This is a genomic window from Mesorhizobium sangaii (assembly GCF_014207355.1).
In the GTDB taxonomy this organism is placed as follows: Bacteria; Pseudomonadota; Alphaproteobacteria; order Rhizobiales; family Rhizobiaceae; genus Mesorhizobium; species Mesorhizobium sangaii.
The window spans coordinates 544729-563936 of the sequence record NZ_JACHEF010000003.1; the positions used below are offsets into that span (position 1 = coordinate 544729).

Annotated in this window: 15 protein-coding genes and 1 riboswitch; of the genes, 5 read left to right on the forward strand and 10 right to left on the reverse strand. The window is 63.6% G+C overall.

Features of this window, described 5'->3' with window-relative positions:
* Positions 1-28: 28 nt before the first annotated feature.
* Positions 29-1204, forward strand: a complete 1176-nt coding sequence (locus HNQ71_RS17775; protein ID WP_184873870.1) for a GGDEF domain-containing protein — start codon at positions 29-31, stop codon at positions 1202-1204.
* Here HNQ71_RS17775 and gcvP read toward each other — a convergent pair whose 3' ends face one another.
* Genes gcvP through gcvT form a run of 3 tightly spaced genes read right to left on the reverse strand, consistent with a single transcriptional unit; the run spans position 1205 to position 5507 of the window.
* Entirely contained in the window at positions 1205-4015 is a 2811-nt protein-coding gene (gene gcvP, locus HNQ71_RS17780) for an aminomethyl-transferring glycine dehydrogenase (RefSeq protein ID WP_184873872.1), read from the reverse strand.
* A gap of 17 nt (positions 4016-4032) precedes the next feature.
* The gene (gcvH, locus tag HNQ71_RS17785; RefSeq protein ID WP_184873874.1) at positions 4033-4401 is read right to left on the reverse strand and encodes a glycine cleavage system protein GcvH; all 369 of its coding nucleotides are present in this window, start codon (positions 4399-4401) and stop codon (positions 4033-4035) included.
* A 5-nt stretch (positions 4402-4406) separates the two neighbouring features.
* On the reverse strand, positions 4407-5507 hold the full coding sequence (gcvT, locus tag HNQ71_RS17790; protein ID WP_184873876.1) for a glycine cleavage system aminomethyltransferase GcvT: 1101 nt from the start codon (positions 5505-5507) through the stop codon (positions 4407-4409).
* Positions 5508-5656: 149 nt separating this feature from the next.
* Positions 5657-5743, reverse strand: a riboswitch (glycine riboswitch).
* Between the two features lie 238 nt (positions 5744-5981).
* Between gcvT and HNQ71_RS17795 the strand changes: the two genes are divergently transcribed.
* Positions 5982-6983, forward strand: coding sequence for a hypothetical protein (locus HNQ71_RS17795; protein WP_184873879.1), 1002 nt, complete (start codon positions 5982-5984; stop codon positions 6981-6983).
* A gap of 57 nt (positions 6984-7040) precedes the next feature.
* On the opposite strand, the gene HNQ71_RS17800 is transcribed toward HNQ71_RS17795, so the two are convergent.
* The 6 genes from HNQ71_RS17800 to HNQ71_RS17825 all read right to left on the reverse strand — a co-directional run bounded on the left by HNQ71_RS17800 (position 7041) and on the right by HNQ71_RS17825 (position 11816).
* Positions 7041-7832, reverse strand: coding sequence for a molybdopterin-binding protein (locus HNQ71_RS17800; RefSeq protein ID WP_184873881.1), 792 nt, complete (start codon positions 7830-7832; stop codon positions 7041-7043).
* Position 7833: 1 nt separating this feature from the next.
* Positions 7834-8715: a cytochrome b/b6 domain-containing protein gene (locus HNQ71_RS17805; RefSeq protein WP_184873882.1), complete on the reverse strand. Its 882-nt coding sequence runs from the start codon at positions 8713-8715 to the stop codon at positions 7834-7836.
* A gap of 97 nt (positions 8716-8812) precedes the next feature.
* Positions 8813-9490, reverse strand: a complete 678-nt coding sequence (locus HNQ71_RS17810; protein WP_184873883.1) for a DUF1345 domain-containing protein — start codon at positions 9488-9490, stop codon at positions 8813-8815.
* A 26-nt stretch (positions 9491-9516) separates the two neighbouring features.
* Positions 9517-9984, reverse strand: coding sequence for a YaiI/YqxD family protein (locus HNQ71_RS17815; protein WP_184873884.1), 468 nt, complete (start codon positions 9982-9984; stop codon positions 9517-9519).
* A gap of 67 nt (positions 9985-10051) precedes the next feature.
* Complete coding sequence (gfa, locus tag HNQ71_RS17820) at positions 10052-10621, reverse strand: S-(hydroxymethyl)glutathione synthase (protein WP_184873885.1); 570 nt, start codon at positions 10619-10621, stop codon at positions 10052-10054.
* A gap of 67 nt (positions 10622-10688) precedes the next feature.
* Positions 10689-11816: an S-(hydroxymethyl)glutathione dehydrogenase/class III alcohol dehydrogenase gene (locus HNQ71_RS17825; RefSeq protein ID WP_184873886.1), complete on the reverse strand. Its 1128-nt coding sequence runs from the start codon at positions 11814-11816 to the stop codon at positions 10689-10691.
* A 196-nt stretch (positions 11817-12012) separates the two neighbouring features.
* Here HNQ71_RS17825 and HNQ71_RS17830 point away from each other — a divergent pair, with 196 nt between their 5' ends.
* The 3 genes from HNQ71_RS17830 (at position 12013) to HNQ71_RS17840 (ending at position 18575) form a co-directional block, all read left to right on the forward strand.
* The gene (locus HNQ71_RS17830) at positions 12013-14025 is read left to right on the forward strand and encodes an acetyl-CoA carboxylase biotin carboxylase subunit (RefSeq protein ID WP_184873887.1); all 2013 of its coding nucleotides are present in this window, start codon (positions 12013-12015) and stop codon (positions 14023-14025) included.
* A 199-nt stretch (positions 14026-14224) separates the two neighbouring features.
* Positions 14225-17719 carry a DNA polymerase III subunit alpha gene (gene dnaE, locus HNQ71_RS17835; RefSeq protein ID WP_184874390.1) on the forward strand — a complete coding sequence of 1165 codons (3495 nt, stop codon included), beginning with the start codon at positions 14225-14227 and terminating at the stop codon, positions 17717-17719.
* A gap of 67 nt (positions 17720-17786) precedes the next feature.
* The gene (locus HNQ71_RS17840; protein WP_343068180.1) at positions 17787-18575 is read left to right on the forward strand and encodes a potassium channel family protein; all 789 of its coding nucleotides are present in this window, start codon (positions 17787-17789) and stop codon (positions 18573-18575) included.
* 42 nt (positions 18576-18617) lie between these two features.
* Here HNQ71_RS17840 and HNQ71_RS17845 read toward each other — a convergent pair whose 3' ends face one another.
* Complete coding sequence (locus HNQ71_RS17845) at positions 18618-19085, reverse strand: hypothetical protein (protein WP_184873888.1); 468 nt, start codon at positions 19083-19085, stop codon at positions 18618-18620.
* Positions 19086-19208 lie beyond the last annotated feature (123 nt).

Below are 19208 nucleotides of genomic sequence, written 5' to 3' on the forward strand. Positions count from 1 at the left end.
GCCGACGCTCAAGAGGCACTTGCCCAACATGCTTGACTTCAGTTCGCTCCTGCTCGCAGCCGCGCTGTCGGGCACATGCCTCAGTGTCACCATGTTTGCGATCTGGCTCACCGCGCCCAAGGCAGGCTTTGTGCTGACCGTCGCGTGCGGCATTCTGGTGCTCGTCGCGCATGTGATCCTGTTCTGGCGATACACCAAGGATCCCGACCCACTGCTCTGCCAGATCGTGCTTGTTCTGCTCAGCCTGGGATTCCTGATCATGTGCCTGTCGGCCATGCAGTATCTCGGCGTGCCCGGTTACAGGCGTGCCGTCGCACCGACGCTTGCCGCGATGGCTATTTGTGCGGCGGTGACCTTCATCGGCCTCGATGGTGTCGGCTTCATCATTACCTACACGACGGTGACAGCGCTGCTCTCGGCGATCGGCGCCATGTTCTGGATCAACGGCAGCCATGACCGCCGGATCCTGCTGGTGGTTTCGTTTCTGAGCGGCACCTGTGCGGTGTCGTTTGCGCTTTGCGGCATGGTCCTCTTGGCCCGAGGGCAATGGACGCTCGCGGTCGCGCCCGACAACTGGGCCGAACGGCTGAACTCCGTGGTGGCGGTGGCCTGCATGACCGCGCTTGGCGCCTTGACGCTCTCCCTCCACCATCTGCAGGCGCAGATCGAGCTGAAGGCGGAGACCATGACCGACCCGCTGACCGGGTTGATGAACCGCCGGGGATTGATGTCGCTCTACGGCGAAAAGCGTTTCGGTCCCTTCATGTCCGTCGTCATGTTCGACCTCGACCATTTCAAGCGGACGAACGATGTCTACGGTCACCCGGTCGGTGATCAGGTCCTGTGCCGCTTCGCCGCGGTTATCAAGAAATATGCCCGGACTGGCGTCGACGCATTTCGCCTGGGCGGCGAGGAATTCGCCGTCGTCATGTCGCGGATGACGGACGAAAGGGCCTACGACCTCGCCAGCAAGATCGGCGTTGCCTTCGGTACCGAAATCGTTGCCACCCCGCTCGGGCCGTTGCGCAGCACGGTCAGCGGCGGCATCGGCTTTGGAGAGGTCAACGGCCGCAGCCTCGACGAGGTGCTGACCGAGGCCGACATAGCACTCTATGTCGCCAAGCGCGCCGGGCGAAATTGCGTCATCAGCGGCAAAAAGACGAGCAAGGCCGAACCGGTCGAGCCGGCCTTGCGCTCGGCGTAATTATTCGGCCGCACCCAGATAATCCGACAGAGGCGGGCAGGAGCAGACCAGGTTGCGGTCGCCTGCAACATTGTCGATACGCGACACCGGCGGCCAGTATTTTGCTGCCGTGTCCGCGTCACCGGCGGGATAGGCCGCCTCCAGGCGCGAATAGGGATGGGTCCACTGGCCGGCCAGCGCCTCGGCGGCGGTGTGCGGTGCGTTGACCAACGGATTGTCGGCCAAAGGCCATTCGCCCTTGGCGACTTTCGCTGCCTCTCCGGCGATGGCGATCATCGCCTCGCAGAAGCGGTCGAGTTCCCGCTTGGGCTCGGACTCGGTCGGTTCCACCATCAGCGTGCCGGCGACCGGAAACGACATGGTCGGCGCATGGAAACCATAGTCGATCAGGCGCTTGGCGATATCGTCGACACTGATGCCGGCGCTCTCCTTGAGCACACGCGTGTCCAGGATGCACTCATGGGCAATGCGATCGTGCCTGCCCTTGTAGAGGAGCGGGAAGTGCGGTGCGAGCCGCGTCGCCACGTAGTTTGCCGAAACGATCGCCGTCTCGGTCGCCTGCTTCAGGCCGGAACCGCCCATCATGCGGATGTACATCCAGGTGATCGGCAGGATGGAAGCACTGCCGAAGGGTGCGGCCGACACGGCATGCGCCGAGCCTTCGGTGACATGACCCGGTAGATAGGGCTTGAGGTGCGCCCTCACACCGATCGGGCCGACGCCTGGGCCGCCGCCGCCATGCGGAATGCAGAAGGTCTTGTGCAGGTTCATGTGGCAGACATCGGCGCCGATGTCGCCGGGGCGCGCGAGGCCGACCAGGGCGTTGAGGTTGGCGCCGTCGAAATAGACCTGTCCACCATGCTCATGGATGAGGGCGCAGAGATGGCGCGCGCCTTCCTCATACACGCCATGCGTCGAGGGATAGGTGAACATCAGCGCCGCGAGATTCTTGGAATGCTCATTGGCCTTGGCCCTCATATCGTCCATGTCGATATTGCCGTCCTCCAAGCAGCGCACGACGACGACGCTCATGCCGACCATCGCCGCACTCGCCGGGTTGGTGCCATGCGCGGACGATGGGATAAGGCAGATGGTGCGATGGCCTTCGCCGCGCGAGCGATGATAGGCGCGGATGGCAAGCAATCCGGCATACTCGCCCTGGCTGCCGGCATTGGGCTGCAGGCTGACCGCGTCGAAACCGGTGATCTCCGACAGCCAGCCTTCCAGTTCGCCGGCCATGGCTCGGTAGCCGGCCGAATGGCTGGCCGGCGCGAACGGATGCAGGTTGGCAACGCTTGGCCAACTCACCGGCATCATCTCGGCGGCGGCGTTGAGCTTCATGGTGCAGGATCCCAGCGGGATCATGGCACGGTCGAGCGCCAGATCCTTGTCGGCCAGCCGGCGCAGGAAGCGCATCATCTCGGTTTCCGACTTGTTCTCGTGGAACACAGGCTGGGTCAGGAATTCCTTGCCGCGCGGTTTTCCGGGCACCGTGCTGTCAGCCGAGGAACCAGCCTTGGCACCGAACAATGCCGCAATTGCGTCGAGATCGGCATCGGTCGAGGTCTCGTCGAAGCTGATGCCGACACGGTCGGCATCGATGACGCGCAGCAGGCGGCCGGTCTTTTCGGCCGCAGCGGCGATCTGCGCCGCCTTGCCCTTCGTCTCCACGGTCACGGTATCGAAGCGGCTGGCGCCGATCACCGACACGCCCGCCGCCTCAAGGCCGCGTGCCAGACGATTGGCCAGCGCGTGGATGCGCCCGGCAATCGCCTGCAGCCCGGCGGGGCCGTGCCAGATGGCGTAGGCGGTTGCCATGTTGGCAAGCAGCGCCTGTGCGGTGCAGATGTTGGAGGTCGCCTTGTCGCGGCGGATATGCTGTTCGCGTGTCTGCAGGGCAAGCCGGTAGCCGGGCCGACCCTTGCTGTCGGTCGACTGGCCGACCAGGCGGCCGGGCATCAATCGCGTCAGCCTGTCGGCGACGGCGCAATAGGCGGCGTGCGGGCCGCCAAAGCCCATAGGTACGCCAAAGCGCTGCATCGGTCCCACGGCAATGTCGGCGCCGAGCTTTGCCGGCGCGTCGGTCAGCGTCAGGCCGAGCGGGTCGGCGATGAACACGACCAGTGCGCCGGTGGCGCGCGCCTTGTCGATCGCTGCCTTGTGGTCGCCGTAGACGCCGAACGTGTCCGGCCAGGAGACAAGCAGCGCGGCGGTGTTGTCGTCGATCGCCTCGCCATCGATCTCAATGCCGAGCGGTTCGGCGCGGGTGCGTACCACGTCCAGCGTCTGCGGATGCGGCGTGCCGGCAAGCGCCACCTTGGTGCGCTTGTTGCGGTGGTGCCGCAAGGCGATGCCGACCGCTTCGGCGACCGCCGTTGCTTCATCGAGCAGCGAGGCCGACGCCACCGGCAGGCCGGTCAGTTCGGCGACCAGTGTCTGGAAATTGAACAGCATTTCGAGCCGGCCCTGGCTGATCTCGGCCTGGTAGGGCGTGTAGGCCGTGTACCAGGCCGGGTTCTCGAACAGGTTGCGCTGGATGACCGGAGGCACGTGGACGCCGTGGTAGCCGGCGCCGATGAAGCTCTTCAGCACCGTATTTTTCGCCATGATCGCCGACAGTTCGGCGAGCGCTTCCGCTTCGCTGGCCGGAGCTGGCAAGGCGAGCGGCTGGTCGAGGCGGATCGATCTCGGCACGGCCTGGCTGATCAGCGTCTCGATCGAGGGAACGCCGATGACGGCGAGCATCGCTCTGGTGTCGTTGACGCCGGGGCCGATGTGGCGGGCCATGAAGGGGTAGGGTGCTGCGGTCATGTGTCGAGGTCCTGATGTCAACCGATATGGGCTTTGTAGGCGGCCTCATCCATGAGGCCGGCGAGCTGGCTTTCGTCGGCGAGCTTCATCTTCCACAGCCAGCCGGCGCCGGTTGCCGCCGAATTGACCAGCGACGGGTCCGACGACAGCGTGCCGTTGGCCTCGGTGATTTCGCCGTCGACGGGCGCATAGACGTCGGAGGCCGCCTTGACGGATTCGACCACCACGGCGGTATCGCCCTTGGCCAGCTTCTTTCCCGTCGCGGGCAGTTCGACGAAGACGAGGTCGCCGAGCTGCTCCTGGGCGTAGTCGGTGATGCCGACGGTGGCGATGCCGCCCTCGACACGGAGCCATTCGTGATCTTCGGTGAAATAGGTCGTTGCCATCGAATTCATCCTTTGCGGTAGCGATGCGGTGTGAAGGGCAGGGAATTGATATCGACTGGGATCCTCGTGCCGCGCACATCGGCGAAAACCCGAGTGCCGGGCTTTCCCAGTGGCGTTGCAACATAACCCATGGCGACCGGATGGCCGGCCGAGGGGCCGAAGCCGCCCGATGTGACATGGCCGGCGGGATTGCCGTCGACATCAAAGAGCGCGGCGCCGGCGCGCACCGGCTGGCGGCCGTCAGGCTTCAGCCCGACCCGCTTTTGCGCGGGTCCTCGCTCAACGGCCGCGCGCAGGGCGTCGGCGCCGATGAAGGCGCCGGTAGCGCGGATCTCCTTTGGGATCGCCCACATCAATCCGGCGCTGGCTGGGTCGGTCTCCGGCGTGATGTCCTGGCCATGCAGGCAGAGCCCGGCCTCCAGCCGCAAGCTGTCGCGTGCGGCAAGGCCGATCCACAGCACGCGCTCATCGCCGAGCAGTTTGGCGACGAGGTCCCGCGCATCGGCCTCCGGCAGGCCGATCTCGAAACCGTCCTCGCCGGTATAGCCGGAGCGGCTCATGAACCAGTTCTGCCGAGGCTCGACACCATGCATGAACAGCAGCGAGCCGGTCTCGATGCCGGCGCGGGAAAGGGCGGCCCAGGCTTCAGGGCCCTGGATGGCCAGGAAGACACGGTCGAGTGGTTCGACCTTGGCGTCAAAATCCGCGGCAAGCGCCCGCAAATGCTTTTCGTCGGCCACGGCGTTGCCAGCGTTGGCGACCACCATGAACCTGATATCGCCCAGCCTGGTGACGATCAGGTCGTCCAGGATGCCGCCAGCCTCATTGAGGAAGAAGGATAGTTTGGACTGCGAGACTTCGAGCGCGCCGGCATCCAGGGGACAGGCGCGGTTGAGCATCGCAACCGCCTCCGGCCCACTGACCTCGAACAGCTTCATATGCGAGATGTCGAAGAGGCCGGCATGCTCGCGAGTGTGAAGATGCTCCTTCATGACGCCGGCCGGATAGGTCAGCGGCATCGACCAGCCGGCAAAGGCGCCAAAGCGCGCACCAGCGGCCACATGGATATCTTCGAGGGGAAGGTGTTTGGTGTCGTCGCCCGTCATGTCATCTCCAGAGTCGCACGCAATCGGTCGCGAATGGCGACCAGTCCGTGCCCCTCTGTCTGAAGCCTGAGAGACTCGCGCAACCGGAACTCTGTCAGCGGCGCTTACACCTTCGGCGCGGGGGCAAGCCCCGACTTTCCAGAGTGTCTTTCCCGTCTACGGTTCTTTTGCCTGAGAGATTTCGGGCGATTTCCCCTTCGGCGACAGCTTTCGCTGTTCTCTCCCGCAAACAGGTAGGACTCGCAAGAGCCCTCGACTCGTCATCCATAGCCTGTCGACGACACATTGTCACCTGTCAGCGACGTCTTTGATGCATGTCGTTTTCCCAAAGCCGCTGCACACTTTTGGGAGAAATGTATTGGCTGACAAGTCTTCGCTAACCACGCCGTTTGCCGGATTTTCAAGACACTGCTGATATGGTGGCTTCTGTGAGGCGTTGGGCCGGCGCTTGCCGGCAGTGGACGGGGACGACAAATGGGCGAATTGATCATGAGCGCGCCGGTGGCGGGGCTGACCTCGAAAAGCCGCATCACCAGGGAAGACGTGGCCATGTTGCGCCATGAAGTGTTCGGTGACGGCGTGGTGACGCGCGGCGAGGCCGAGGCGCTGTTCGCGCTCGATGCCACAGCCAAGGACAAGTGCCAGGAATGGCCGCCGTTCTTTGTCGAGGCGGTCACCGACTACATCGTCCACCAGGAGAAGCCGTCGGGCTACATCTCGCAGGACAATGCCGACTGGCTGATCCGCACGATCTCGCGCGACGGCATGGTCGACAGCCGGACCGAACTCGAATTGCTGGTCCATGTGCTGGAAGAAGCAAGATCATCGCCGAGCCAGCTTTGCGTCTATGCGCTGGAGCAGGTCGCCCACGCCGTCATCGACGGCAAGGGGCCGCTGATGCTCGGTGGTGCGCTGGTTGCCGGACTGATCGCCAAGGCGGAGGTCGAGCTGTTGCGCCGGATCCTGCATGCCCATGGCGGCGACGGCAACATCGCAATCACCCGCGCCGAGGCCGAGGTGCTGGTCAAGATCAACGAGCGTACCGCTCAAGGACAAAACGATCCGACCTGGAACGATCTGTTCGTCAAGGCGATCGCCAATTTCGTCATGTGCTCGGCCGGTTATGAGGCGCCGACACGCGATGTGGCGCTGCGCCGTGACGCCTTCGTCGAACACGCCGATCCGGAAATCGGCGGCTTCTTCAGCCGCATGGTCTCCGGCGGCCTCGCCGGCATCATGGAGGCCTATCGCTCCCCCGACGACATCGAGGCCGAGTGGGAAGCCAAGAACAGGGCGGCCGAGGCCCTGGCCCGCCGCGCCGAGACGATCGATGCCGGCGAAGCCGGCTGGCTGATCGAGCACATCGGGGTAGACAGGCCTTTGTACGAGAACGAACGTGCGCTGCTGACCCTGATCAAGCATGCCTCGCCGGAAATCCATCCGGCGCTCAAGCCGCTGCTCGACAAGGTTGCCTGAACCGGCGGGCAGCGCCCGCTACGCCCCCGGGCCGATCATCATTTTGCGGTGTGCGGTTCAGATTCCTCCGTACCAGTCGTAGCCATTGTCTTCCCAATAGCCGCCCCTGCCGCCGCCGACATTGGCGAAGCCGTCGACCAGCTCGATCTTGTAGAGAAATTTCGGCATCTTGTAGCCGAGCTGACGCTCGACGCGGGCGCGCAGCGGGGCGCCGTTCTCGACCGGCAGCGGCTTGCCGTTCAGGCCATAGGCGAGGATCGTCTGCGGGTGGCGGGCATCGATCAGGTCGATGGTGCCGTAATATTTGATGTCGCCCGACAGGCTGCGGTCGATCGTGTCGAGGCAATGGAACATGACGTAGCGCGCCTGCGGCTTGACCACTGCCTGGTCGAGCACCAGCGACAGCGGCGTGCCGGTCCATTTGGCGATGCAGCTCCAGCCTTCGACGCAGTCATGGCGGGTGATCTGGGTGCGGCTCGGCATGTTCATCAACTGCTCGCGGCTGAGCGACAGCGGCTTTTCGACAAGGCCCGAAACCTCCAGCCGCCAATCGGCGAAATTGTTGGCGAGCAAGCCCTTGTAGACGTCGTCGTCGGGAGCCGTGACGCCGTTCGGCCGCTGCGGCTGGCGGATGTCGGCCTCGGTGAACTCCGGCGCCAGCGCGTCGCGTCCGGCAAGCAGGCGTTGCGCCCGGTATGTCAGGCCATTGGCGTTTTCGAGGAAACTGCGCAGGCCGCTGCCAATGCTCAACTGGCTGTCGAAGGCATCGCAGCCCGACAGCATGATGCCGGAGGCGCCAAGGCTGGCGCCCGTCAGGAATTTCCGGCGGCTGATCTCGAACTTTGCCATGTCACGCACTCCTCTCGGTGGAATTGTCGTCCTGTGCGGGAGGATCGGTGCGGTACCAGCCGGTGATGATCGAGCGCAGTTCGTTGATCGGGCCGGCAGCCAGGATCATCAGGATGTGGACGATGAAGAAAGCGACCAGCAGCACCATGACGGTGAAATGGATGGTGCGCGCCGTCTGCCGGCCACCGAGCAGATCGTTGAGGAACGGCAGCACCGAGTCCATGCTGGGCGACATCGCCAGGCCGGTGATAATCATCAGCGGCAGCAGCACGAACAGCACGCCGCCGTAGGCCATCTTCTGCAGGGTGTTGTATTCCCGCGTGTGGTGGAATTTGAGCTTGGCGTGGTCGATGAAATCTTGCGGCAGTCGCTTGAGATCGTCGAGGCGCGGCGCCAGATCACGGCGCAGATGGCCGTTCACGGTGCTTGCGACCAGCCAGACGATCAAGGTCGTGGTCAGTATCCAGGCAAAGAAGAAATGGATGACGCGAGCGGTGCCCAGATCATAGTAGGAAGGGATGGTCGCCCAAGACGGGAAGCCGCGCGCCGTTTCCTGGCCTGCCGGACCCGACCAGCCGAGCACGCCCGTGGTGTCGAAGCGATGCCCGAAGATTTCGGTATAGCCACGGGCACCGGCGTTTGTGTTCTCGGCGCCAATGGCGAAGATGGTGTTGTTGTAGTCGAAGCCCGACTGCTTGCCGATGTATAGCTGCGGGCGGGCGTTGAAGATCTGCAGGCCGGAAAGCAGCATGAAGAACAGCGAAATGGCCCAGATCCAGTGCGTCAGCCGCGTCCAGCGCGACTGGCGGTAGATCAGCGTTTCATCCTTCCGCGCGGCGGGGTCCGCTCCGGCGGTGGGTTGGCTTCTGGCAACCGATTCCATCTTGTCTCGTCTCCCGGCCTCGCGGCGTGACCTACACGCTCATTGTCCTCCTGATACGTCGCCAACCAAACCGATGTTTCATCCGATCACGGAATTATTACGGGCTGCCCAGGCTGACGGCGAGATTCACGGCCGCGGCGACGATGACCGTGTTGAAGAAAAACGACAGGATCGAATGGACGAGTACGACACAACGCATATGCGTCGTCGAGATGTTGGTGTCGGCAGTCTGCGCGGTCATGCCTATGACCGCCGAGAAGTATAGGAAATCCCAGCCTTCCGGCCGCTTGTCGCCGGGGAACAGCAGCCCGCCGACCGGGATTGTCTTCTTGGTCTCAGCGTCGACCGCATCGCCATCCATCCAGTAGACATGGGCATAGTGGAGCGCTGCCATGGCATGCATGGTGAACCAGCCGAGCGGAATCGACAACAGCGCGAAGCCGAGCTCGACGGGATGGCCTCTGTCCTTCTGATTGATCAGCAGGAACAGTGAAACAATTGCAACGACGACCACGACCAGCGTTACAGCGAAGATAACCAGCACCGGCTGGTCGGTGGCACGCGCGTTCTTGCTGAGGTAGCGACCGGTAAGCCTTGGCATCTGGGCGACGACCAAAATGACATAGACGGCGAAGAACGCATTGGTGCCGATCGAATAAGGGAGTGGCGCGCGCAACAGCAGCGCAACCACCAGTGCGACGGCCCCTATGCCGGCCGCCACGACGAATTGCTTGTGCCGATGCATCGGTGAATTGATCGAGGTGTCGGTGACCATGGCCCAGCTCTCGAGAAGCGCCCGGATCAGTCCGGTGTGGCGGATTTGAGCGCCCGCCGCAAGATGCGGTCAAGTTCGCCGAGAAACCGCGAACGGTCCTGCGGCGCAAAGCTGGCATTGTAGCCCTTGCTTTCGCCGGTCTCGCGCAGATGCTGCTTGAGATCGCGCATGGCCACCGCCATGCCGATCGTTTCGGGTGTGAACAGACGCCCGGTGGGCCCGAGCACATGGGCGCCGAGCGCCACCGCGCGGGCGGCCAGCGGAATGTCTGATGTGATCACGATGTCGTTGGTCCGCGCATTATCGACGATCCAGTCATCGGCGGCGTCGGCGCCCTTGGACACCACGACGTTGCGGATCATCGGATCGCGCGATGGCCGCAGGCCGCCATTGGAGACGTAGGTAACGACGACGCCATGCCGCTCGGCGACCTTTTCCACCTCGGCCTTGACCGGGCAGGCATCGGCGTCGACGAGGATGGCGGGTGCAGGCATTTACTGTTCCAAAAAGCATGGGGCCGGGCGATTTCGGCCGGCCCCATGGAGATAATCTGATCGGTTGTTACGCCGGCAAGGCCCCGGACTTCTTCGCAGTCCAGGTCGCCATATAATCCATCAGGCCGGGATTGAGGCAGTCATAGGGTTCCAGCCCGATTGACCTCAGCTGCGCGCGGATGCCGTCCATTCGCTTCGGGTCGACACCGGATTCGATGATCGACGAGACGAAGGCAGTGAAGCCCGGCGGCGACCAGCCGTCTTCCTCGAAGCGCTCGGGGTGGATGAAGGACAGGCCCTTGAACGGGTGGTCGCGCTCGACCGGCCCGTGCATGTGGACGCCGCAGCCCGTGCAGGCATGGCGTTGGATCAGCGCGCTGGGATCGACCACCTTCAGCTTGTCGCCGTTCTCGGTGACGGTGACGTCGGCGGTGCCGGCCACGGCAACGACCGAGAACAGCGCACCCTCCGGCTTCCAGCATTTGGTGCAGCCGCAAGCATGGTTGTGGGCGATCTGGCCCTTGACCTTCACCTTGACCGGCTTGCTGGTGCAGGCGCAGACCAGCGTGCCGCCGGCAAAGCTCGCGCTTTCCCTGGGCAAGCCATTGTCGATTTTCGGATGCAGTTTTTCCGGCATTCTTTTCTCCTCCCAGTTGTGAACCACAAAGGTCGCAGGCCGGTTGGTCGGCGGCTCGTGGCCTTCTTCAATAAACGACGACGCTTCGGATCGACTTGCCCTCATGCATGAGGTCGAACCCCTTGTTGATGTCCTCAAGCTTCAGCGTGTGGGTGATCATCGGATCGATCTGGATCTTGCCGTCCATGTACCAGTCGACGATCTTCGGCACGTCGGTGCGGCCGCGCGCGCCGCCGAAGGCGGTGCCCATCCAGGTGCGCCCGGTGACGAGCTGGAACGGCCGCGTCGAGATCTCCTGGCCGGCACCGGCGACGCCGATAACGACCGACTTGCCCCAGCCGCGATGCGAGGCTTCCAGCGCCTGGCGCATCACCTTGGTGTTGCCGGTGCAGTCGAACGTGTAGTCGGCGCCACCGATCTGGTCGGCGCCGCGCTTGGTCATGTTGACGAGGTGAGGCACCACATCGCCGTCGATCTCCTTCGGATTGACAAAATGCGTCATGCCGAATTTTTCGCCCCAGGCCTTCTTGTCGTTGTTCAAGTCGACGCCGATGATCATGTCGGCGCCGGCAAGTTTTAGCCCCTGGATGACGTTGAGGCCGATGCCGCCGAGGCCGAAGACGACGGCAGTCGCGCCTTGCTCGACCTTGGCGGTGTTGATCACAGCACCGATGCCGGTGGTGACGCCGCAGCCGATGTAGCAGATCTTGTCGAAGGGGGCGTCGGGATTGACCTTGGCCACCGCGATCTCGGGCAACACGGTGAAGTTGGAGAAGGTCGAGCAGCCCATGTAGTGAAAAATCTTGTCCTTGCCGATCGAGAAGCGCGACGAACCGTCCGGCATCAGGCCTTGCCCCTGCGTGGCGCGGATCGCCGTGCATAGGTTGGTTTTTCTGGACAGGCAGGACGGGCACTGTCGGCATTCGGGCGTATAGAGCGGGATGACGTGGTCGCCCTTCTTGACCGAGGTGACGCCCCTGCCGACATCGACGACGACGCCGGCGCCCTCATGGCCGAGGATAGCCGGAAACAGGCCTTCGGGATCGGCGCCCGACAGCGTAAATTCGTCGGTGTGGCAGATGCCCGTCGCCTTGATCTCGACCAGCACCTCGCCGTCGCGCGGACCGTCGAGGTCGACCTCCATGATCTCCAGCGGCTTTCCGGCGGCGACAGCGACAGCGGCGCGCGTTTTCATCAGGCAATTCCTCCATAGGCGATTTTTGCCCAAGCTTTCAGGTTTTAATGATGCGATCAACTGGAAGCTGGTTCCAGGCTTGGGCCAGTGCGGAGAATTTTATCCCAAATCGATTGAAAGACCGCGATTGACCCGGCCGGCTTGACCGCGCCGACACAGGCCATAAAAGGAACGGCCGACCCGAGGGATATTTCGCATGTTCACCAAGATCCTCATCGCCAATCGCGGCGAGATTGCCTGCCGTGTCATCAGGACGGCACGCAAGATGGGCATCGCCACCGTCGCGGTCTATTCCGATGCCGATCGTGATGCCGTGCATGTCGAGATGGCCGACGAGGCGGTGCATATCGGGCCTTCGCCAGCCGCGCAGAGTTATCTCGTACCGGAGAAGATCATCGCCGCCTGCAAGGAGACAGGAGCGCAGGCCGTGCACCCCGGTTACGGCTTCCTGTCAGAGCGGGCGGCCTTTTGCGAGGCGCTGGAAGCGCAAGGCATCATCTTCATCGGCCCGAAGCCCAAGGCGATCAAGGCGATGGGCGACAAGATCGAATCGAAGAAATTCGCCAACGCCGCCAAGGTTTCCACCGTGCCCGGCTGGCTTGGCGTCATCGAGAATGCCGACCATGCCGAAAAGATCGCCGGCGAGATTGGCTATCCCGTTATGATCAAGGCCTCGGCCGGCGGTGGCGGCAAGGGCATGCGCATCGCCTGGAGCCAATCGGAGGTGCGCGACGGCTTCGGCCGGGCGCGCTCGGAAGCCAAGAGCTCGTTCGGCGACGACCGCGTCTTCATAGAGAAATTCGTCGTCGATCCGCGGCATATCGAAATCCAGGTGCTGGCCGACGCGCATGGCAACGCGCTCTATCTCGGCGAACGCGAATGTTCGATCCAGCGCCGCAACCAGAAGGTCGCCGAAGAGGCGCCATCGCCGTTCCTCGACGCCAAGACACGCAAGGCCATGGGCGAGCAGTCGGTGGCGCTGGCAAGGGCTGTCGACTATCAGAGCGCCGGCACGGTGGAGTTCATCGTCGACAAGGACAAGAACTTCTATTTCCTTGAAATGAATACACGATTGCAGGTCGAGCATCCGGTGACGGAGCTCGTCACCGACATCGATCTGGTCGAGCAGATGATTCGCGTCGCCGCCGGTGAGAAGCTCGTCTTGACGCAAAGTGATGTGAAGTTGAACGGCTGGGCGGTGGAAAGCCGGCTCTATGCCGAGGACCCGTACCGCAATTTCCTGCCCTCGATCGGCCGGCTAACGCGCTACCGGCCGCCGGAAGAAGGACAATTCGGCGATATCGTCATCCGCAACGACACCGGCGTCACCGAAGGCTCGGAAATTTCGATGTTCTACGATCCGATGCTCGCCAAGCTGTGCACCTGGGCACCGACGCGCATCCAGGCCATCGATGCCATGTCGGAAGCGCTCGACAGCTTTGTCGTCGACGGCATCGAGCACAACATTCCGTTCCTCGCCGCCCTGATGCAGCATCCGCGCTGGCGGGAAGGGCGGATATCGACCGGTTTCATCGCCGAGGAATATCCCGACGGCTTTGCGCCAATCGTGCCGAACAACGATGAACAAGCCGTGCTGGCGTCGATTGCGACCGCGGTGGAACTGCTGCGCCGCGACCGGCTCGACCGGCTGGGCGGGCGCCTGGCGCCGCATTCGGGGGCTCTGAAGCGCGACTGGGTGGTGAAGATCGGTGAAGACTATCTGTCGGCGTCCATCCTCGAAGGCATGATCTCGATTCCGATGGAAATCGATCTGTCGATCGAGGGCGGCAAGGCGCTGACCGTCGCCTCCGACTGGCGTCCGGGCGACCTGATCTGGCGCGGCACGGTCGGCACCCGCAAGGTCGTCGCTCAGATCAGGCCGGTTGCCAATGGCCTTCGCATCGCCTGGAAAGGCATGTCGGTGACCGCGCGGACCATGCTGCCACGCATCGCCGAACTGGAAAGGCTGATGCCGGAGAAGGTGGCGCCGGATACGTCGAAACTGCTGCTTTGCCCGATGCCCGGCCTTGTCGTGTCGATTGCCGTTGCCGAAGGCCAGGAGGTCAAGGCTGGCGAGACGCTGGCTGTCGTCGAGGCGATGAAGATGGAAAACGTGTTGCGCGCCGAACGCGATCTAGTCGTGGCGAAACTCAACGCAAAGCCTGGCGACAGCCTGGCCGTGGATGCGGTGATCATGGAATTTGCCTGAGGTCTGTTGATATTCAGGTGAGGCCGGCCTGGCCGGAATCTCAACAGACCTGCCGGGCAGGCCGCGGCAAGCCTGTGGTCAGCGGTGGTTTGTGCTGGACTGGTATCGCCCGGTCCCGGACAATACATCTCCATCGACTCAAGTCCTCCGGGCAGCGCGAAAAACCATGGCAGATGACAGACTTCCACGCGATCCCCTGATGCGCGAAGCCGCGATTGCGGCGGCGCGGCCGGAGGCGCCGGCGCGGCCGTTCGTCCACCTGCGCGTGCATTCGGCCTATTCGCTGCTGGAGGGCGCCTTGCAGATCGGCAAGGTGGTGGCCCACGCGGTCAAGGACGAAGCCCCGGCGATTGCCGTCACCGACACCAACAATCTGTTCGGCGCGCTCGAATTCGCGCAGAAGGCGGTGAAGGACGGCATCCAGCCGATCATCGGCTGCCAGGTCGCGGTCGCCTTTTCAGGCGAGAACAGCGATGGCCAGCGCGACCGCAGGCGGCAAGGCCCGGATATGCGGCCGGTAGTCCTGATCGCGGCGACCGAGGCCGGCTACGCCAATCTGGTGAGGCTGGTCAGCCGCGTCTATCTCGAGACGCCGCCGGGCGAGGCGGTGCACCTGACCACCGAAATGATGGAGGGCTATTGCGAAGGGCTGATCTGCCTCAGCGGCGGGCCGCGCGGCCCGATCGGCATTGCGCTCAAGGAAGATCGCCGCGATCTTGCCGAGGTACGGCTTTTGACACTGAAGAGGATGTTCGGCGACCGGCTCTATGTCGAACTGGACCGGGTCTCCGGTTATGATCGCGTGATCGAGAAATCCTCGATCGATCTCGCCTATGCCCATGAATTGCCGCTGGTCGCCACCAACGAGGCGTTCTTCTCGGCGCGCGACGATTATGACGCGCATGACGCGCTGATCGCCATTGCCGAGGGCTCGGTCGTAGCCGCCGACAACCGCCGCCGGCTGTCACCTGACAATTTCCTGCGCAGCCAGGCCGACATGGCCAGGCTGTTCGCCGACCTGCCGGAGGCGATCGACAACACGGTCGAGATCGCGCTGCGCTGTTCCTACTATCCGAAAAACCGCAATCCGATCCTGCCGCGATTCACGGGCGGCGATGTCGCCGACAATGACGCCGCCGTGCAGGCGGAAGCCGACGAACTGACCCGGCAGGCGCATGAAGGGCTCGACGCGCGTCTGGCCGCGCACGGGCCGACCCCTGGCTACACGGTCGAGCAATATCGGGAGCGGTTGAATTTCGAGCTTGGCATCATCACCAAGATGAAGTTCCCCGGCTACTTCCTGATCGTTGCCGACTTCATCAAATGGGCCAAGGCGCAAGGCATTCCTGTCGGGCCGGGCCGCGGGTCGGGCGCCGGCTCCCTGGTCGCCTATTCGACGACCATCACCGACATCGATCCGCTGCGCTTCTCCCTGCTGTTCGAACGCTTCCTCAACCCCGACCGCGTCTCGATGCCCGACTTCGACATCGATTTTTGCCAGGATCGCCGCGAGGAGGTGATCCGCTACGTCCAGCAGAAATACGGTCGCGACCAGGTCGGCCAGATCATCACCTTCGGTACGCTGCAGGCGCGCGCCGTGTTGCGCGACGTCGGCCGCGTGCTGCAGATGCCCTACGGCCAGGTCGACAAGCTCTCCAAGATGGTGCCGCAGAACCCGGCCAATCCGGTCAAGCTCGCCGACGCCATCGCCAACGAGCCACGCTTTGCCGAAGAGGCCGAGAGGGAGCCGATCGTCCAGACGCTGCTCGACATGGCGCAGAAGCTGGAGGGTCTCTATCGCCACGCCTCGACGCACGCAGCCGGCATCGTCATCGGCGACCGGCCGCTGTCGGAACTGGTGCCGATGTACCGCGATCCGCGCTCGGACATGCCGGTCACCCAGTTCAACATGAAATATGTCGAGCAGGCCGGGCTGGTGAAGTTCGACTTCCTCGGCCTGAAGACGCTGACCGTGCTCGAAACGGCGGTCAAGCTGATCCGCCGGCGCGGCATCGAGATCGACCTGGCGACGATCCCGCTCGACGATCCCGAGACCTACGCCATGCTGTCACGCGGCGAGGTGGTCGGCGTGTTCCAGGTGGAAAGCGCTGGCATGCGCAAGGCGCTGATCGGCATGCGGCCCGACTGTATCGAGGACATCATCGCGCTGGTCGCGCTGTACCGGCCGGGACCGATGGAGAACATCCCGACCTACAACGCCAGAAAGCATGGCGAGGAGGAGATGGCGTCGATCCATCCCAAGATCGACCATCTGGTGAAGGAGACGCAGGGCGTCATCGTCTACCAGGAACAGGTGATGCAGATCGCGCAGGAGCTTGCCGGCTATTCGCTCGGCGAAGCCGATCTGTTGCGCCGCGCCATGGGCAAGAAGATCCGCGCCGAGATGGACAAGCAGCGCGAGCGCTTCGTCTCGGGTGCGGTCGAACGCGGCGTCGGCAAGCCCCAAGCCGACTTCATTTTCGACCTGCTGGCCAAGTTCGCCGACTATGGTTTCAACAAGTCGCATGCCGCCGCCTACGCGGTGGTTTCGTACCAGACCGCCTATCTCAAGGCGCACTATCCGGTCGAGTTCCTCGCGGCATCGATGACGCTCGACATGGGCAACACCGACAAGCTCGCCGACTTCCGCCAGGACGCGCTGCGCCTTGGCATCGAGGTTCTGGCTCCGTCGGTGATATCAAGCTTCCGCGCTTTCGAGGTCGGCGAGAACCGTATCTACTATTCGCTGGCCGCGCTGAAGGGCGTCGGCGACGCGGCGGTCGAGCATATCGTTGCCCAGCGCGGCGAGAAGCCGTTCAAGAACCTCGCCGATTTCTGCGAGAGGGTCGATCCCAAGATTGTCGGCAAGCGCGTCTTCGAAAGCCTGATCATGGCCGGCGCGCTCGATTGCTTCGGCCATGACCGTGCTTCAATGATGGCGGGCGTCGAGCGCATGATGGGGCTGGCATCGCTGGCGCAGCAGAACGCGGTCTCCGGCCAGCACGATATCTTCGGCGCCTCGCTCGGCGCCCAGTCGCAGGCGCTCAATCTGCCGGCGACCGACCCATGGCTTGCCGCCGACCGGCTGCACCGCGAATTCCAGGTGGTCGGCTTCTACCTCTCCGCCCATCCGCTCGACGAGTACAAGGCGGCCTTGCAGAAGATGCGGGTGCAGAACTGGGCCGAGTTTTCGACGGCCGTCAAGCGCGGTGCCGCCGCCGGACGGCTGGCCGGCACGGTCACCTCCAAGCAGGAGCGCAAGACGCGCACCGGCAACAAGATGGGCGTCGTCGCCTTTTCCGATACGTCCGGCCAGTATGAAGCCGTGCTGTTTTCCGAAGGACTGGCGCAGTATCGCGACCTGCTCGAGCCCGGCCGCTCCGTCGTCATCACCGTTGCGGCCGAGGACAGGCCGGAAGGCGTCAATTTGCGCATCAACTCGGTGCAGTCGCTGGAGGACGAGGCAAGCCGCATCCAGAAGGCGTTGCGCATTTTCGTACGCAATGCGGCGCCGATCGGCACGCTGGCCGGCCAGCTGTCGGTCAGGGGCGAAGGCCAGGTCAGCTTCGTGCTGATCAAGGAAGATGGCGAGGGGGAAATCGAGATCGAGCTGCCCAATCGCTACCGTATCTCGCCGCAGATCGCCTCGGCGATGCGGGCCGTGCCGGGCGTGGTCGAAGTGGAGCTGGTGTGACGCCCGCTCTTGCAGGCCGGCGGCAGCCTGCCGGGCCGCCCTTGCTGCGAACGCGGCTGCAATCATCGTGAAAGTGGCCGAAGACGGTTCAGCAATCGCACAGCTGCGTGACAGGCTGCGCAAGCTCTATCACGGACGCACCCCGGCAGCTTTCCGGTTCCAACTGGTGGCTGTCGTCATCGACCTCGCCATCATTGCTTTCTTCATCGCGACGCCGGTTCTTCAGGACAAGCCGTCGTTCCTCTGGCTCGACTATGCGGTGGCCGCGCTGGTTGCTGCAGACATGGCCGCCCGCCTGCTGGCGTCGAACGACATGTTGCGGCTGATGAAACAGCCGACATCGTGGGTCGATGCCTTCATCCTGTTGACGCTGCTGATGCCGACGGCGCTCGCCAATCTCGGCTTCCTGCGCATCCTGCGGCTGTGGTCGCTGTCGCGCAGCGGGTCGCTGTGGCGGCATTTCGAAATGCGCGGACTGCGACCCTGGCGCGAGGCGAGCCAGGCGGCCATCAATCTCTTGACCTTCCTGTTCGTCATCACCGGCTTCGTCTACACCTTCTTCTTCCGCACCGGGACGGGGCTCGGAAACTATATCGACGCCCTTTATTTCACCGTCGCTACAGTGACCACGACGGGCTTCGGCGACATCGTCCTGCCGGGCATGGCCGGCAAGCTGACCGCGATTGCCACCATGATCATCGGCATTTCGCTGTTCGTCAGGTTGGCGCAGGCGCTGTTCCGTCCCAGCAAGGTATTCTTTCTCTGTCCGCAATGCGGGCTGCAACGGCACGAGCCCGACGCCGTCCATTGCAAGGCCTGCGGCCACCTCCTCAACATACCCGACGACGGCAATTGACGAACTGGAGGCCCATCCCGCCGGAGTCCGGAGGCTATCCGCTCAAAACTGCGGGCCACCTATCTGGCTGTAGTTGATGCCGCCGAAGCTGATGCCGGTCAGGCCGGGAGCCGCCATCTTGCGCTTGTGGCCATCGCGGCAGTCGAACACGGGCCACTCCGTCTGTTTACAAGGTATCTCGCGGCACATTCGGCTCAGGCAATCGCCCTCGGTGAGCAAGAACAGGCTGTTGCCCAGGCGGCGAACGGTACTTCCGTCATCGGAACGCCAAGTCCAGGGAATGCGCAACGAGGAAACGAAATCGCCGACAAGGCCGCCGGTCCCGGAATGCGCGCGCAAGCTTGTTCGATAGTGCGCCATGGACGCGGAATAGTCTGCCACGACCGTCGGGCCATAGGAGGAAGCCATGGGGCCATCCGACTCGAGAAGGTGCGTTCCCGCTTCGGCTTCCGCTTTGCCGGTGGCTACCAGCGTCGACATCAGTAAAACAGCGACGATCACAGAAGGCATCGTTGCACCATCTCACGCTTGCTCTCTGTTTCCAGGAGCGTCTCATCCCGCCGCCCCAGCTACAAGGCGGCAACGACGGATCAGGGCACGAAATTCTCGTAGACTCAATCTCCCCCGGACTGG

Excerpts from the sequence above, each read along its gene's own strand:
- gcvH (WP_184873874.1), bottom strand. The coding sequence starts at position 4,401 with ATGGCAACGACCTATTTCACCGAAGATCACGAATGGCTCCGTGTCGAG.
- dnaE (WP_184874390.1), top strand. The coding sequence starts at position 14,225 with ATGCGCGAAGCCGCGATTGCGGCGGCGCGGCCGGAGGCGCCGGCGCGG.
- HNQ71_RS17830 (WP_184873887.1), top strand. The coding sequence starts at position 12,013 with ATGTTCACCAAGATCCTCATCGCCAATCGCGGCGAGATTGCCTGCCGT.
- HNQ71_RS17825 (WP_184873886.1), bottom strand. The coding sequence starts at position 11,816 with ATGAAAACGCGCGCCGCTGTCGCTGTCGCCGCCGGAAAGCCGCTGGAG.
- HNQ71_RS17815 (WP_184873884.1), bottom strand. The coding sequence starts at position 9,984 with ATGCCTGCACCCGCCATCCTCGTCGACGCCGATGCCTGCCCGGTCAAG.
- gcvP (WP_184873872.1), bottom strand. The coding sequence starts at position 4,015 with ATGACCGCAGCACCCTACCCCTTCATGGCCCGCCACATCGGCCCCGGC.
- gfa (WP_184873885.1), bottom strand. The coding sequence starts at position 10,621 with ATGCCGGAAAAACTGCATCCGAAAATCGACAATGGCTTGCCCAGGGAA.
- HNQ71_RS17805 (WP_184873882.1), bottom strand. The coding sequence starts at position 8,715 with ATGGAATCGGTTGCCAGAAGCCAACCCACCGCCGGAGCGGACCCCGCC.
- HNQ71_RS17845 (WP_184873888.1), bottom strand. The coding sequence starts at position 19,085 with ATGCCTTCTGTGATCGTCGCTGTTTTACTGATGTCGACGCTGGTAGCC.
- HNQ71_RS17810 (WP_184873883.1), bottom strand. The coding sequence starts at position 9,490 with ATGGTCACCGACACCTCGATCAATTCACCGATGCATCGGCACAAGCAA.
- HNQ71_RS17775 (WP_184873870.1), top strand. The coding sequence starts at position 29 with ATGCTTGACTTCAGTTCGCTCCTGCTCGCAGCCGCGCTGTCGGGCACA.
- HNQ71_RS17800 (WP_184873881.1), bottom strand. The coding sequence starts at position 7,832 with ATGGCAAAGTTCGAGATCAGCCGCCGGAAATTCCTGACGGGCGCCAGC.
- HNQ71_RS17795 (WP_184873879.1), top strand. The coding sequence starts at position 5,982 with ATGGGCGAATTGATCATGAGCGCGCCGGTGGCGGGGCTGACCTCGAAA.
- gcvT (WP_184873876.1), bottom strand. The coding sequence starts at position 5,507 with ATGACGGGCGACGACACCAAACACCTTCCCCTCGAAGATATCCATGTG.